General features: G+C 45.0%; 12 protein-coding genes, 7 tRNA genes and 1 other RNA gene. 1 reads left to right on the top strand and 19 read right to left on the bottom strand.

The genetic code is table 11. From position 1 onward, the window contains the following. Positions 1-132: 132 nt before the first annotated feature. The 17 genes from ffs to DBT49_RS08235 all read right to left on the bottom strand — a co-directional run bounded on the left by ffs (position 133) and on the right by DBT49_RS08235 (position 10,970). An RNA gene (gene ffs, locus DBT49_RS08155) (signal recognition particle sRNA small type) lies at positions 133-219 on the bottom strand. 48 nt (positions 220-267) lie between these two features. Further along, complete coding sequence (gene tadA, locus DBT49_RS08160; RefSeq protein ID WP_070558208.1) at positions 268-756, bottom strand: tRNA adenosine(34) deaminase TadA; 489 nt, start codon at positions 754-756, stop codon at positions 268-270. 122 nt (positions 757-878) lie between these two features. After that, positions 879-1,823, bottom strand: a complete 945-nt coding sequence (locus DBT49_RS08165) for a 2-dehydropantoate 2-reductase (protein WP_070558210.1) — start codon at positions 1,821-1,823, stop codon at positions 879-881. A 233-nt stretch (positions 1,824-2,056) separates the two neighbouring features. After that, positions 2,057-2,269, bottom strand: coding sequence for a hypothetical protein (locus DBT49_RS08170; protein WP_013669259.1), 213 nt, complete (start codon positions 2,267-2,269; stop codon positions 2,057-2,059). Between the two features lie 66 nt (positions 2,270-2,335). Beyond that, on the bottom strand, positions 2,336-4,855 hold the full coding sequence (locus DBT49_RS08175) for an ATP-dependent Clp protease ATP-binding subunit (protein ID WP_070558212.1): 2,520 nt from the start codon (positions 4,853-4,855) through the stop codon (positions 2,336-2,338). A gap of 30 nt (positions 4,856-4,885) precedes the next feature. Then, entirely contained in the window at positions 4,886-5,344 is a 459-nt protein-coding gene (locus DBT49_RS08180; protein WP_070558214.1) for a CtsR family transcriptional regulator, read from the bottom strand. A gap of 118 nt (positions 5,345-5,462) precedes the next feature. Then, on the bottom strand, positions 5,463-6,587 hold the full coding sequence (locus DBT49_RS08185; protein ID WP_083300388.1) for a cation diffusion facilitator family transporter: 1,125 nt from the start codon (positions 6,585-6,587) through the stop codon (positions 5,463-5,465). Between the two features lie 200 nt (positions 6,588-6,787). Further along, positions 6,788-8,416: a hypothetical protein gene (locus tag DBT49_RS08190; protein ID WP_070558215.1), complete on the bottom strand. Its 1,629-nt coding sequence runs from the start codon at positions 8,414-8,416 to the stop codon at positions 6,788-6,790. Further along, on the bottom strand, positions 8,409-9,113 hold the full coding sequence (locus tag DBT49_RS08195; protein WP_070558217.1) for an ABC transporter ATP-binding protein: 705 nt from the start codon (positions 9,111-9,113) through the stop codon (positions 8,409-8,411). The genes DBT49_RS08190 and DBT49_RS08195 overlap by 8 nt, the downstream gene beginning before the upstream one ends. 434 nt (positions 9,114-9,547) lie before the next feature. Further along, positions 9,548-9,787, bottom strand: coding sequence for a DUF739 family protein (locus tag DBT49_RS08200; protein ID WP_060778744.1), 240 nt, complete (start codon positions 9,785-9,787; stop codon positions 9,548-9,550). A 512-nt stretch (positions 9,788-10,299) separates the two neighbouring features. Next, positions 10,300-10,373: transfer RNA gene (locus DBT49_RS08205), tRNA-Pro, on the bottom strand. 56 nt (positions 10,374-10,429) lie between these two features. Continuing rightward, positions 10,430-10,503 (bottom strand) — tRNA-Pro (locus tag DBT49_RS08210). Between the two features lie 4 nt (positions 10,504-10,507). Next, positions 10,508-10,581 (bottom strand) — tRNA-Arg (locus DBT49_RS08215). An 18-nt stretch (positions 10,582-10,599) separates the two neighbouring features. Further along, positions 10,600-10,685 (bottom strand) — tRNA-Leu (locus DBT49_RS08220). 29 nt (positions 10,686-10,714) lie between these two features. Beyond that, positions 10,715-10,786, bottom strand: a tRNA-Gly gene (locus DBT49_RS08225). Between the two features lie 34 nt (positions 10,787-10,820). Further along, positions 10,821-10,893: transfer RNA gene (locus DBT49_RS08230), tRNA-Lys, on the bottom strand. 4 nt (positions 10,894-10,897) lie between these two features. Beyond that, positions 10,898-10,970 (bottom strand) — tRNA-Val (locus DBT49_RS08235). Positions 10,971-11,122: 152 nt separating this feature from the next. On the opposite strand from DBT49_RS08235, the gene DBT49_RS08240 reads away from it, so the two are divergent. Beyond that, entirely contained in the window at positions 11,123-11,836 is a 714-nt protein-coding gene (locus DBT49_RS08240; RefSeq protein WP_070558297.1) for a prepilin peptidase, read from the top strand. Between the two features lie 331 nt (positions 11,837-12,167). Here DBT49_RS08240 and DBT49_RS08245 read toward each other — a convergent pair whose 3' ends face one another. Then, on the bottom strand, positions 12,168-12,761 hold the full coding sequence (locus DBT49_RS08245) for a cob(I)yrinic acid a,c-diamide adenosyltransferase (protein ID WP_070558295.1): 594 nt from the start codon (positions 12,759-12,761) through the stop codon (positions 12,168-12,170). Positions 12,762-12,881: 120 nt separating this feature from the next. Beyond that, complete coding sequence (locus DBT49_RS08250) at positions 12,882-15,464, bottom strand: vitamin B12-dependent ribonucleotide reductase (RefSeq protein WP_070558293.1); 2,583 nt, start codon at positions 15,462-15,464, stop codon at positions 12,882-12,884. Positions 15,465-15,683 lie beyond the last annotated feature (219 nt).

The following is a 15,683-nucleotide window of genomic DNA, read 5'->3' on the forward strand; positions in this document are numbered from 1 at the left end:
TAAAATAGTTCTCGGTCAGATAAGTCGTCAAAGCCAGTTTTTTAGGCAAGCTTTTAGGGATTAGGGGCAAATTCTTAGTCATTTTTTTGAAAATAAAAAAGTTGGAACTTCTGTCCCAACCTTGAATAAGTGCATAACGTACAACACAAGACAAGCAATGCTTATAGCTGCTTCCTTCCGGATCTGACTCGGTTCACATCCTTGCCTTTGTCGTACGGTCTTTCGACAAAGTATATATTAGCATGTTTTCGACTAACTTGTCAAACCCTAAGACCTGGGTTTACGGGAAGCGGCTTTGCGACGCTTACGCAGGTCCTTGAAAAAGCTTTTAAGGAGTTGACTGCATTCCTCTCCCCTTAGACCACTGACTAAGTCGACTTGGTGGTTGAGCCTGGGGTCTTGGACCAAATTCATCAAGGATCCACAGGTTCCCGCCTTGGGATCACTGGCCCCAAAGTAGAGGCAGCGAATCCGGCTCAGGACAATGGCCCCACTGCACATGCTACAAGGCTCTAAAGTGACATAGAGGTCAACATCATTCAAGCGCCAATTATTTAAGTAGCGGTTGGCCTGACGGATGGCCTGCATTTCGGCATGGTCTGTCGCATCTTGACTCTGCTCCCGCAAGTTATATCCTCGTCCAATCACCTGGCCCTGGTAGACAGCTACTGCTCCAATCGGCACCTCATCGATGGCCTGGGCCTTTTTGGCTTGGTCAATGGCCGCCTGCATAAAATCGTCTGCCCGCTCATCCATGGCTCATCCCCCTTTCTCTTTCCTTTCTCTTGATTATAAGCAATATTGACTTATCCGTGCAAGTAGGAGTGTTTATCCAAGAAAAAAGCCCTTGACGGCAATGGTCAAGAGCTAGGTATCGATTATTTAGCGCCTAGTAATTGTTCTTTGGTATGAACCAGGCTGGTTAAGAATTGGTTGTAAGGGGTTGGTACATTGAGTTTCTTACCCTTTTGAGCCACGGCTCCATTAATATAGTCGATTTCAGTCAGGCGCTTATTGGTGATCAAATCTTGGTACATGGATGGGAAGTGGCCACCAATGGTTTCGCGGTTGAAGCATTCACCCACGTGTTCAATCATTTCATCCAGGTCCATTTCCACACCTTCTGCATTCGCCACGTCAACCACTTCTTTGACTAATTGATTAATGAGGTCGTGGGAAGCTTGGGCGTCTCCCAAATCAGCCATATTACATTCTAAAATCGTACAGAGGCCATTCATGGTTGCATTAACGCAAACCTTCTTGTAGATCAGGTAGAAAATTTCTTTTTCATAAACCCCATTCAGACCCGCTTCATCGAGTAAAGCTACGATGTCTTTAGCAGCAGCTGCCGCCTCTTCGCTCTTACCCAGGTTAAGGAGGTTAACATAGCCATTACCGAATAATTTCGGACGACCAGGGCCTTCTAAACCAGCGGTCCACATGGTGTTTCCTAAGACAATTTGTTCATCATCAAAATATTTACGGAGGATATCATCATAGCCAATCCCGTTCATCAGACATAAAACCTTAGTTTGGTCTGTTACAATGGAGCGAGTTGCTTGGATAGCATCCTCCAATTGCATGGCCTTGGTAAAGACAATCAGTAAGTCTGCCTTCAAGTCCGGATCAAAGTCATCAATTGGATAAATATCAATGTCCACTTGGACCTCTTCTCCGTTATAGTTGGCACGGATACCGTGTTCACGAATGGCTTCAATATTTTTATCCCACCCGTCGAGTAAGGTAACATCTTTGCCGGCTTTTTTTAACATTAACCCAAAACGGGAACCCATACCACCGGCACCTAATATAACAATTTTCATCGTTTTTCCTCCTTCACTGTTTGTCAAATACAATGTGTTAAAAATTACTTTTATCTATTGTAGCATGGATCGAGCCATTTAGAAAAAGCTTTTATTAATATTAAAAATTATTTATTAAATACTCATTAAGAGTAAAATTAACGCCCCTAACAAAAAAGCGGGATGACCGCGTCATCACCGCTTTAAGTAAAGGATTCGCTTTTTAGCTCTTTAAGGCTCTAACTGGTGAGCGTTTAGGCAAAACGTTCTACCCATTCAGGTAAATCCAATTGATCAACTTGTTTTGCTAGACGTTTTCCTTGCTTTTGAGCCTTGTTAGAAACATCGTCCCAAGCCTTGCTTAGGGTTTGATTTTGGTCTTCTTCATACATTGCTAGGGCAACAACAGCTGTAATCGCAGCAGCAGTTCCTAAACCAATTAACACTAATTTTGTTGTCTTGTCCATAGTAACCCTCCTCTTTTTTAGCTTGTCTTTATCATACACTAAAAGCGATATAAAGTCTTCTTTGGACTATCCTAGGGACAGACTTTCCTCCACTTTGTCCAGGTCAGCCTGGCTTTCACTGCCGTCACCATGTTTAGTACGGATGTAGAAAGTACCTTGGCGGCTGCCGACTTGAAGGCTGTCTCCAGCTTGGACCTTCCCTTCAATCAAGAGGTCACTCAGAGCATCTTCAATTTGCCGTTGGATGAGGCGGCGAACTGGCCGCGCGCCCATTTCTGGGTCATAACCGTCCTTAGCCAATCGCTTAATAGCCCCATTGGTAAAGCGCAAGGTCAAGCCTTGTTCTTCCACTTGTTGGCAAATTTGATCGGTAAATTTGCGGACAATATCCTTCAAGTTGTCTTGACTTAGGGCGTGGAAGACAATCACTTCATCCACCCGGTTAAGGAACTCCGGTCTAAAGGTCTTCTTCAAGGCTTCCAAGATCCGCTTTTTCATGGTTTGATAGTCTTTTTGTTGGTTATCTTGACCAAAGCCGACCAGTTTTTCATCCCGTAATTCAGTGGCCCCAATATTGGAGGTCATGATGACCACCGTATTTCTAAAGTCCACCATCCGACCCTTACTATCGGTAATATAACCGTCATCAAGGACTTGGAGTAAGAGGTCAAAGACATCAGGATGGGCCTTTTCAATTTCATCGAAGAGGACAATGGAATAAGGATGTTGACGGATCTTCTCAGTCAGTTGCCCCCCTTCTTCATAGCCAATATAACCTGGTGCTGAACCGATCATCCGGCTGGAAGAATATTTCTCCATGTATTCGGACATATCTAGACGAACCAGGGCCTCTTCCGAACCAAAAAGGGTTTCGGCTAAGGTCTTGGCTAATTCGGTTTTTCCGACTCCAGTTGGGCCAAGGAACATAAAGGAACCGATGGGACGGTTTCTTTGTCCCAAACCACTGCGTGAGCGTTTAATAGCCCGGGCCACTGCATTGACCGCTTCGTCTTGGCCCTTGACCCGGTCATGGAGGCGGTCTTCTAAGTGGATCAAGCGTTCGTTATCACTTTGACTCAGTTCTTGAACAGGGATGCCGGTCCAAGCATGGATCAAGTTTTGCACGTCTTGACTGGTCAAACTCAAGTCGTAGCTGTCTTGATTGTCCTGGTCGCCTTGGTCTGCTTCCAAGCGACTAAGTTCTCTGACTAAGTTCGCTTGTTGGGCATGGACCGCGGCTGCCTTTTGAAAGGCCTGGTTACGGACATGGTATTCTTTTTCTTGGTTAAGTCGCTTCAATTCCTGTTCGATTTGGTATTTCTTCCGGCGACCACTATTGGCTACTGGATTATCCAGCCGCTTGGTAGCCGCCGCTTCATCCATAACATCAATGGCCTTGTCAGGAAGGAAGCGGTCTGACAGATAACGGGAGCTTAAACGCACACAAGTGGTAACGCTCTCATCGGGGATGGCCACTTGGTGGTGTTTTTCATAGGCGGGCCGGATCCCTTTCAAGATTTCTTCCGTCTCCGCTAGGCTAGGTTCTTCAACTAAAATCTTAGCAAAACGTCTTTCCAAGGCGGCATCTTTTTCGATGTATTTTTGGTATTCGTTGAGGGTAGTAGCCCCGATCAATTGGACTTGTCCCCGACTGAGAGCAGGTTTTAGGAGGTTTGAGGCGTCAATAGCCCCTTCAGCTCCCCCAGCCCCTATAATGGTATGGATTTCATCGATAAAGAGAATAATATTGCCTTGGTCTTCAATTTCTTCAATTAGATGCTTCATGCGGTCTTCAAATTCACCGCGGTACTTGGTCCCAGCAACTAAAGAGCCGATATCTAAGACCATGAGTCGTTTATCCAGCATGTTTTCTGGGACTTGCTGTTGGCTCATTTGGATGGCTAAGGCTTCGACAATGGCGGTCTTACCAACCCCAGGTTCACCAACCAGGACCGGGTTATTCTTGGTTCGGCGGCTTAAGACCTGCATGAGCCGCCGCATTTCTTGCTGGCGACCGATCACTGGGTCCAGCTTGCCGTCCTTAGCGGCTTGGGTCAGGTCCTTAGCAATACTATCCAAGGTCGGGGTCTTGCTTTTGCTTTGCTTACCCAGCGGCTTTTTAGTCCGGTTTCTGACTGGTTCTTTTTGTCCCAGCATCTGATAGACATCACTACGCAAACGATTAACATCTATATCGAGATTTTTCAGCAGGCGGTTGGCCAGGGTTTCCTCATTGATGAGGGCGAGTAATAAGTGCTCGGTACCAATTAAGGAAGCCTGCATAGACTTGGCCAAGTCTTTGGCTTGGTTCAAGACGTCTTGCATGCGTGGGGAAAACTGCACATAGTCTTCCTGACTCTTGGCTGAATCGCTGGTCCCATAGCCGGTCACAAATTCAATCTCTTCGCGAAGACTCTCATAACTTGGCAAGTAGTCGCTTAAAACGGCATGAGCAACACCTTCACTTTCGCGGTATAAGCCCAAAAGCATATGCTCGCTACCAATGGCTGGATGACGGAAGTATTCAGCTTCTTCTTTGGCAAATCCAATCGCGGTCTTGGCTTTTTCAGTATAGATGTCTTTCATAGTTGTCTCCTTTTCTAATTACCGGAGTAATTAGTGATATTTCAAATGTTCTAGCATGTTCCTAAGTATCACTGCGCGGACACGGTCCGGGGATTTGAAATTAGACATGACTTGCTTGTCAATGGCTGAGTGCATGATGGCCGCCTCGCTCTCGTTGAGCAGTTCATTCTTCATCAAATTGGTGAGAATCGATACAGCATCGCGCAAGGAAATGTCGTTCCCTACTAGGCTAATCATATTATCAATATAGTCCGCATCGTCGATAATATTCAATTTCATAATTCTGATATAGCCGCCACCACCCCGCTTACTTTCGACTTGATAGCCTTGCTTGGGGGTAAAACGCGTATTAATCACATAATTAATCTGTGAAGGCACGCACTCAAAGCGGTCAGCAATTTCACTCCGTCTGATTTCGACCCGTTCAGTATCTTGAAGCACTTCTTTGAGATAGGCTTCAATAATATCTGACATATTCCGGTTGCTCATGTCCTCACCTCCTTCACTAATTATTGACTAACTTTGACTAATATACTTTAATAATAAGCAAAAAAAGGGATGAGGTCAACTATTTAATTCACTAATAGCGACCTCATCAGGCTTTGACCTAGTTATGCTGGCTACTTTCTCTTTGGATAAAGTGGTCAGGATCGTAAACGGTATCTATGGTTATATGATTTATATTATATTTCGCCACCAAGGAGCGGATTTTTTGCTTGAGGTCTTCTTGTTCATCTGCGGTTAAACGACAAGTCAGGACGGTGACACTGGCCATATGTTGTTCTCCATCGGTTGACCAGATATGTAAGTGGGACAAACCATCGATATCATCGTCTAAGGCTAAGATTTGTTGACCAATGACTTGGGGGTCAATGCCTTCAGGAACCGCTTGGAGGAAAATCTTAGAAATATTCAGGAAACGTGGGAAACTTTGACTGATAATCCAAGCCGCAGTCAGAATCGACAAGAGCGGGTCAAGGAAATACCAATTGGTAAAGCGTAAGACCACTGAAAGAATCAGGATGGCTACCCAGCCGAGGACATCTTCTAGGAGGTGGAGGTTGAGTAATTGTTCATTGGCTGACTGACCCTTATGCATCATCCAAGAGCAATAACCATTAACCACCACCGCGAAAACAGCTACCCAGAACATTCCCGTCACATGAACCGGTTCAGGATTAAAGAGCTTAGGAATCGAAGTGATTAAAATAAAGGCCGATCCGAATAATAGAAAGACTGCCGTAATCAGCCCCCCTAATAGAGAAAAGCGGCGGTAGCCATAAGAATAGCGGTTATCAGCCTCACGGTCAGAAATCTTTTCGAAGAACCAGGCAATGGCAATAGCTAGAACGTCACCCGAGTCGTGGACCGCATCAGATAGGATAGCCGCACTGTTTAAGGTCCAACCAAAGAAGGCCTCAAAGACGGTGAAGAAGGCATTTAAGATGAGAACGATGCGCATCTTCTTGGCCGTTTCCTGGGTATTTTTAAAGCGAAGTTGTTTGGCCTTATCTAATTCCAACTCTGCTGGATCAAGAGCGACCAGGGAGAACTGTTCAAAGGCTAAAAAGCGACGTAGGTAAAGTAATTCTTCCTGGCGGTGCAAACGGACAATATCCTTGTCCAATTCAATCGCAAAGCCCTTGTCCTGGTTAAGGTCTTGGATTTGCTTTGCCAACCAATCATATTGGCTTTGGCTTTCGATACCGACAATCCTGTAAAGTGTTTCCATGTTTTCACTCTCCTTATAATACCCTATCATATCATCATTTTCTTCCAGCACAAATAATAACTACGCTTGTAGTCCCAATATTTTAAGTAAATTTAATTAATCGTTAAATAAAGTAGCTCCCCTAACACTAAAGCCTGCAAAGTGAAAATCTTCCCCAAATAAAAAAGACCCTGCCCCAAGTACGGAACAAGGTCAAGGCTCTAGCGCAAGACAAAGCGCTTAGGACCGATAAACTTCAACAAGAGATAACCTAAAATAATATAGGCAATAATAAAGAGGTAGATCCCTAAAATCACCCGCGGCCCAATGGATTCGGCATTCATATAGAGTAAGTAGGGAATAAAAATACTCAAGCCCCGAATCAAATTATAGAGGGGACTCTTGCTTTCCAAGTTAGCGGTAAAGGGTTGGAGCCAGTAATATAAGTAGAGGTAATGGACGGTAAAGAAGACCATCACCACTACTTGACTAAGAAGTAAAATTCCCAGGGGCAGTAAGCGTTGCCCGCCTAACTGGAAGTAGACCAGGCTGGACCCTAACATTAAAACCAGCAAGGTGGGTAAATTATAGCGGAAGCAGCGCTTAAAGCGAATGACCATAGCCTCAGCCAGGAGATCGGGATTGCGGTAATAGTTATTATGCATCAAGTAGCGGTCCATATTGAAAAAGCAAAAGCGGGTAAAGGATTCCCCAATATTCAAGAAGAGGCAGGCATAGATCACCATCACCACCAAGTAGGTCTGGTAGGCCTCTTCCAAGTCGGCCTGGTTAATCCCTAGGTCACCCTGGAAGAAAAATTGGTAAATAAAGATGCCTCCACTGATTATGGCAAAGAGGCCGAGGACAATCAGAAAGATAATCCGGCGTTGCTTGTTCAAGCGGTGGCCCAATCGGTCAAAGAAGATAGCATTGATATAAGTTATCCCCTTTAAGTGGTCATAGTGGTCGGAAGTCGCAGGGACTTTGATATCTTCTGCTTCCACCTTGACATTAGCGGACTGGGCATTAGTTACGGCCTGGTTAATGTTTCGAATGCTGTTATGGTTGATGCTTGACCGAGCCAGGGCCTGGTACTTGTCCGATTTGGCTAGCCAATGAGCCCCGATCCCTGCCATGACCACTCCAGCGACCGCCGTAAGGGGATGGAAAAGCCAGTTAATCGGTAAGTGGAAGGCCGCAGCTTCTTCCATCAGCGACAAGCCCACAAAGAGTCCCCCAGAAACAAAAATCATAGCAATCATCACGATCGTAAAGGGCCGGTTAGGAACCTGGTGTTTGGGATTGACTAGCTTCAGGTAGAGGGCTTGGGCTAAGAGTCGTAAGCCGAGAAAAAAGAGGGTCATATTCATCCCACTAAAAAGGGAGAGACCCATGGCTTTTAGCGTGATCGTCGCGGCTATCCCGTAGAAAATCACAAAGTTCAAGCCTTCCATAAAGGTCATATTCAAGTAATAGCATTTGGGATTCATCTTTAAGTAATAGATACAGAGCCGGTCAAAGGTTTGGTTGGGGTCAATTAACTTGACCCAAAAGGTCGCTAAGACTAAAGAAAAACAAAAGATCGCCAGCAAACGGACAGTATTTTCCTGCCCGGGATTGCCAATAAAACCGAGGAGAAAAATAGCGCCAAAATAAAAGCTCTTGCCAAAGATTTGCTTGAAAACTTCCCCCACTGTGCCCAACCAAGTGGTCAGACTCTTGACATGTTTGGCCTCAAACCAACGATTGGGAATATGCTTACCGATCAGGGGAAGGCGTTGGAGATAGTAGAGGAAGACATTAAATGACCGGGTGGCTTTGAGCCGTTGTAAGAATTGATAGTTAGTCATGGCCCTCATCCTCCACGCTCAAGGCTTCAATGAGGGACTGGTCAAAGTCCTCATCTTCCAGAGCGCTCTCAAAGTGTCGCAACTGGCCTTGGTGTAAAAGCACAATATCATCACAAATATCCTTGGCCAGTTGGATCATATGGGTGGACATGATCATAATATGGTCCTTACCTAGGTCAAGGAGCAGGCGCTTAATTTCTAAACTGGATATCACATCAATAGCGGTTAAGGGCTCGTCGAGGAGGATAATTTTAGGTTTGGAAATCAAAAGGCAAAGAATGGCCAACTTACTCTTCATCCCACTGGAGTAACCCTTGATAATCCGGTGGCGGTCCTCCTGACCAAATCCCAAGCGGTCCAAGTAATCATCGACGGAATAAGCATCCTTGGGGGCATGGATATCCATGTAGAATTTAATATATTCATAGCCCGTGAGAAAGTCCGGTAAATAATTTTCTGCAAAGACCATGCCGATGTCTTCCGGCTCAATGGCTCTTTCTTGACCATTCTCAACTAATTGAGCCTGGCCGCCATCACTTTCTAAGTCCCCATAGAGGATGCGAAAGAGGGTGGTCTTCCCTGACCCGTTCCGGCCTAAGAGTCCATAAATATGGCCAGCTTCAAAAGTATAAGTTGCCCCTTTAAGGACTTCTTGATCTTGAAAGCTCTTTTCGATATTTTCTAAGCGCAATTCCATGCTGGTCGCCTCCATTTGTCTATTCAGCTCCAGGGCTGTCTGCACTGCAAGTATAACAAAGAATGAAAGCGCCTTAAAGTCAAAAAGAGTGCGACAGGCGCGTCAGAAGGCAAGACCACTGGAAGAAAAAGGCGTAAGAATTCTCAGAGAGAATTTGTCGTCATTTTCTGAAGTGGACGCTTGCCTTGCGCTTGGAGCACGTTTGGCGAGAGTGCGACAAAAAGTGAAACGCTGGAAGAAATATGCGGTAATCCTTGAAAAGGATTGCCAAATATTTCTGAAGCGGAGTTCACTTTTGTCAGCGAGCAGGTTTGGTAAGGATGTGAGGAAGGACCACCTTGGGAAAAAAACGGCCCACGCACTCTCCACTTAAAACACATTTTTTGTAAAAAAAGCGATAGGCCCAGCATTTTGCCTATCGCTTCTATTATTTATTAATTATCATTTGTTTCCGCCTTATTTTCTTTAGGAGTAAAGAAATAACGGCCGATTTCTTCATGGTCGATATCCAATAATTCGCAAGACTTATAAATTTGTGATTGACTAAAAGACAAACCACCATTTAATTTCATGGACATAGTCGGCTCTGACAATTCCATTGCCTTGGAAAAATTCTTCACCGAACCATAAATCTCAATAATCCTGCCACGTAATTTTCGATAGTCGAATTCCATAAACACACTCCAATCCACATTCACTTGTTAAAACTCATTCAATGACTTTAAGGGATAAGGATCATCGGCAGAAGTTATCCAAAATTCCTGCCAATTATTATGTGGACTTATCCCAAGATTTTCTTAAGCCTCGCGTATTAAGTCTGATAAAGTGCTCTGTCTCAAGCATTCTTAAAGCCTAAGCATCAAAAGCTTGGCTTTAAGCCAAAGTTTGTTTGCTTTTATCAGCTGGTCCACTAATGAGTCCAAGAACCAATATCCCTAAGTCAACCGGGCTTAATTCGCAGTCATTTTTAATAAATGAGTGCCCACTCACTTACTATACACTATTCTGTCTAAAAATCTATTAAAAGCCCTTCTAAATTAAGTTAAATTTAACAAATTTATTTTTTTCTTTAATAAATAACATCTTACTGATTTTACCAGAAGTTTTAGGGATTGTGCCAGCAATTTCCTCAAGAAAATAAAAAAGCGATCCAAAGACCGCTAGAAGGCTTGTTCGTATCAACTTATCGGGAAGACCGGATTCGAACCGACGACCCCTACGTCCCGAACGTAGTGCTCTACCAAGCTGAGCTACTTCCCGTCATCGTAGACTTTTTAAGTAAAATAAAAAGCGCCTTACTGACGCTTTCCATCGAGTCGGGAAAACAGGATTCGAACCTGCGACCCCTTGGTCCCAAACCAAGTGCTCTACCAAGCTGAGCTATTTCCCGGTAATGCACCCAGCAGGATTCGAACCTGCAACCGCCTGATTCGTAGTCAGGTACTCTATCCAGTTGAGCCATGGGTGCTTGATCATTTAAACGGTATGCCGAGGACCGGAATCGAACCGGTACGGTGTTTAACCACCGCGGGATTTTAAGTCCCGTGCGTCTGCCTGTTCCGCCACCCCGGCATATTAATTAATTCAAAGCCATTTGGCTAAGCGGAAGACGGGATTCGAACCCGCGACCCTCACCTTGGCAAGGTGATGTTCTACCACTGAACTACTTCCGCATTTGTAAGTCAATACTAGGTATGCTTACAATAATGATCCGTGGGAGGCTCGAACTCCCGACCCTCTGATTAAAAGTCAGATGCTCTACCAACTGAGCTAACGAATCATAATGGAGAATGAGGGGCTCGAACCCCCGACATTCTGCTTGTAAGGCAGACGCTCTCCCAGCTGAGCTAATTCTCCCTAAATGCTTATCGCTTGGCCGCTGTCTTTATCAGACAACTATTAAATAATACCACTATTCTTTATAAGCGTCAAGTGAATTTGATAAAAAATTTACCTGGTCAGCTAATTTTTTTAGTCTTTGCGGACTAATAAGCTAGGAGGTGTTTACTGTGGGACTTAGCTTAGTCTTTTTCTTTTTTGCTGCCCTCGCTTCTTGCCTGATGGCCTTTAGCCATCGTTACCTGAAAAAACTTCCTTTCCTCTGGGCCCGGTCCCAGTGCGACCAGTGTCAGATCACTTTGTCAGCCTTATCCCTTATTCCCCTGGCCGGTTATTTCTTGTCAGGAGGGCGGTGCTTCCACTGTCAGCGGCCCATCGCCTGGACCTATCCCCTATTTGAAGGGCTCTTCGCCCTCCTGAGTCTCTTGATCTTGGCCCGCTTTCCTACTGGACAAGCGGCTTACCTAGTCACTCTCCACAGCCTCCTCTTTGTCATGGCCATGACTGACCTGGAGGAAATGTGGGTGCCAGATCGTTTTCAAGTGCTCTTTTTCTTGAGCCTGCTTGCTTACCACGGCCTCTATACTCCGGCTAGTCACTATTCCAGTCTCTTATTTCATCTCTTGGCCTGTGGGCTGATTCTCACCCTCTTGGTCTATCGCTTACCGGGATCTCTGGGCGGGGCGGATATCAAAATCTTTCTCTCCCTGGCGCTCTTCTTCCCGCCTAGGATTTATCCCCTCTTTATTTGCCTGGCTTCCGGACTAGCCCTGGTTTATCTTTTAATCAGCGCTTGGCTGAAGCAACGTTCCTTAAAAGACCCCCTGGCCTTTTTTCCCTTGATTTGGCTGGCCTTTGACCTGACTTTGATCTTAGCTTATTAAATTTTCTTCATAAAAAAGCTGGGACTTGCTCCCAGCTTGGTTAATAATATTTTAAAGCAAATAATATTTGTGAGCTTGCGCTCTGCTTTTGAAATTTAGACGTTGAAAAGCCATGGCACCGACTCGAGCCAAGGTCTCTCGCCTAGCGAGCTTCAAACGGCTCGTACGGCTAAAGCCTACGAGTCGTAATTCACATCGCTTGCTTGTTCATGGCTAACGACCAACTTCAAAGCTTCACTCCAGCTCATAACTATTAACTAAAATTTATTGATAACTTGTCCTTAAATATAAAAATGAAATGACTATCAAAATATATTTATCTATAAAGAGACTAACTATCTTTGAGGTCTTCCTTGCTTAATTCACTTTCGTCATGGAAGACCTTGCCACTACGTTCGTAGAGGATATCAGATAGGCCTACCTTAACATTGGCGAGCCGGGCTACTGCAAAGAAGTAGTCGGATAGGCGGTTAATAAATTTCAAAGCGACAGGACTGGAGCTTTCTTCACGCATGAAGGAAACAATGTGACGTTCGCAGCGGCGGGTCACTGTCCGTGCATAGTGCAAACGACTAGCTAAACGGCTACCACCGGGCAGGATAAAGGATTCCACCGCGGGCGCTTGGGGATTGTAGGTATCAATCCGTTCCTCTAGCCAATCAATCGCGGCTTGTTTTAAGCGGTACTCACCCTTGCCCTCCGGCGTAGCAAAGTCATTCCCACAGTCAAATAAATACTGTTGGATTTGAATCAATTCCTCGTTTAACTCTGGCCATGATTCATTTTCGCTAATGGTCACACCAATCCATGAATTTAATTCGTCCACGCTCCCATAGGCATTGACACGTAAGGAATCTTTAGGAACTTCCTGGCCACCGATAATCCGGGTCGTCCCCTTATCCCCTGTTCGGGTATAAATTTGCATATTAATCACCTCACTTACATTATAAAGTATTTCTTCTATAAATACGATTTAAATGGTGATAAAAAAGCCACTAAGTAAAAACTTAGTGACTTTTTCTCATATATCATTAAAGTTATTTTATTATAAACCACATTTTAATTGGGCAAAGCAATTTGAACAGGTATTGCAGCCGCCAATTTCTTCGACAATCCCGGTCCGGCAAATTGGGCAGGTATTGCCAAGTTCGCTACCGAAGACGACTTCTTCTTCATTGGCTTCAGCTTGGGCTTGGTCGACTAATTGACGTAATTCTTCACTGTCATCAACGACAACCACATCGTCTTGCTTGCTTTGATCGGCTTGAGAATCTTGGTCACTGTCTTCATGTTCATCCTTATTTAAGGTGAGGACTTGAGAATCCCGTGACCCGTCAACATAAACGGTACCACCCTTAGCGCCGCCTTCATAAAGTTTTTCATAGACTTCGGCCACTTGGTTAACCGCGTAACCCTTAGGTGCATTAACGGTCTTAGAAATGGAGCTATCTACCCAACGTTGAATAGTGGTTTGCACATCAACGTGTTCTCTTGGGCTTAGGTCCATGGCAGACACAAAGAAGTCAGGCAGGTTGTCAGCATCAGCTTCTGGATGTTTATCCAGGTATTCTTGGACGATGTCGGCATTGACTTCAATAAATTTACCTAAACGACCGGTCCGGTAGTATTTAAAGGCAAAGTAAGGTTCGAGCCCGGTAGAGACATTCATCATGGTCCCGGTACTTCCGGTCGGCGCCACGGTGAGTAAGTGGGAGTTGCGGATCCCATACTTCAAGACGTCTTCACGGATGCTTTCAGGCATTCTTTGCATGAAACCGGATTGAACAAAGCGTTCTCTGAGGGCTTGGGTTTCTTCTTCACTTTCCCCGATTAAGAATGGGAAGCTGCCCCGTTCTTTGGCGAGTTCGATGGAGGTTTGGTAAGCCGTTACCGCGATGGTTTCAAAGACTTCATCGACTAATTGGTTACCTTCTTTAGAACCATAGCGTTTTTCACAGTAGATTAAGAGGTCAGCCAGACCCATAACCCCTAAACCAATCCGACGTTCACCAAGAGCTTGTTTCTTGTTGGCTTCCAAGAAGTATGGTGTAGCATCGATGACGTTATCTTGCATGCGGATAGCGGTAGCTACTGTTTGTTGTAGTTTTTCTTTATCCAGGCGTTTGTTTTCCTTGTCCGCCATTTGGGCCAGGTTAATCGCACCCAAGTTACATACGGAATAAGGCGCTAGGGGTTGTTCCCCACAAGGGTTGGTTGCCACAACCTTTTGCCCGTAAGCCACCGCATTAGTGTCTTCATTGGCGCGGTCAATAAAGAAAATGCCTGGTTCAGCCGCGTAAGTAGCACAAATGTTGATCAATTGCCATAGTTCTTGGGCAGGCAGGGTCCGGTAAGTGGTAATTTCATGACCCAGGGCTTCCCATTCACGCACATCGCCAATTTCTTGCCATTGGGTGTCGTAAGCGGCCATTTCTTCTTGGTCATATTTTTCCACTGCTGGGAAGCGGAGGCTCCAATCCTTACCTTCCTTAACAGCTTCCATAAAGTCTGATGAAATAGCTACGGAAATATTAGCCCCAGTTAGGAAGTCGGGTTCATTGACTTCATAATGGCCACCTTGTTCCAAGTTTTCCTTGGCTTCAGCATAGGCTGCATCACTGACTTGACCAGCTTGTTTTTCCTTGAGGTCAACGACAGCTTGGTACATGTCGATTTGCGCTGGAGTTGAGTAGACGAATTTTAACTTTTCATCAACTAATTGTTTAATGTAGCTGTCCTTAGAGCTTTCCTTGATAAATTGGAGGATGCGTGGGTTTTGCATCTTAGAAATAATGAATTCCAAAATATCTGGATGCCAGTCTGCTAGCATGATCATTTGGGCCCCACGACGGCTACCGCCTTGTTCTACCAGGTGGGTTAATTTAGCAATGTCATCTAACCAGGAAACCGCCCCGGAAGACTTCCCGTTAACTCCACGAACCAGGGAGTGACGTGGTCTCAAGGTGGAGCCATTGGTCCCAACACCCCCACCACGGGACATAATTTCCATCACTTCCTTACGGTGGTCAGCAATACCACCCCGGGAGTCAGGCACATAAGGCATGACATAGCAGTTAAAGTAGGTGACATCGGTTCCGGAACCTGCACCATATAAGACCCGGCCGGCAGGAACAAAGTTACCCTTGGATTCTTCTTGGTAGAAGGCTGCTTCAATGTCTTGGCGGCGGTCTTCATTATTATCAATAGCTGCTAAGCCATGGGCATTCCGTTTGGCAATTTGTTCATAGTAGATTTCTAAAGGTTTGTCGATTTCATCCAATGGGCGTTTTACCAGGCCAGTTTCCTGTTCTTCTCCCATTAGGGACCCACGATAGGCTTCTTCGACCCAAATGGTTGCGGTCTTGTTCTCAATGGCTTGGACAATCCCGATCCCCCGTCCTGGATATTGCGGGTCAGGGCGGACAGTTAATACCACTAAGTCACCAGGGGCTAGGGTTTCTTTCATGGTGTCTTTAAAGGAATAACGGTCCAACATGACCATCCGACTGATGCCAGAGAAGGTTTTGTTCATGTCTTCTGTCATCGGATAAACTTGAGGGAAGGATTTGATGGCTTGGTTAAGCGCCTCTTTATTCCATTCCACAATATTCTTCATCGCAGTTTCCATAATGAATCTCCTTTATACTTTACTTGTTTGTAGACTTTTCAGCTGCTTTAGCGTGAGTTAAGTTAATGGTCTATCGGCTAAAAATTAGCTGCATTGCTATTATAGGAAAAACTTAAACAGAAAGCAAGCTAAAAAATCAATATATAGTATCAATTAAAAAGCAACAACACTATATATAGTGTTGTTGCTTTGCTTGAAGCGGTTAAAGCCCAGTCCCAT

Source organism: Aerococcus mictus (genome assembly GCF_003286595.3).
GTDB lineage: Bacteria > Bacillota > Bacilli > Lactobacillales > Aerococcaceae > Aerococcus > Aerococcus mictus.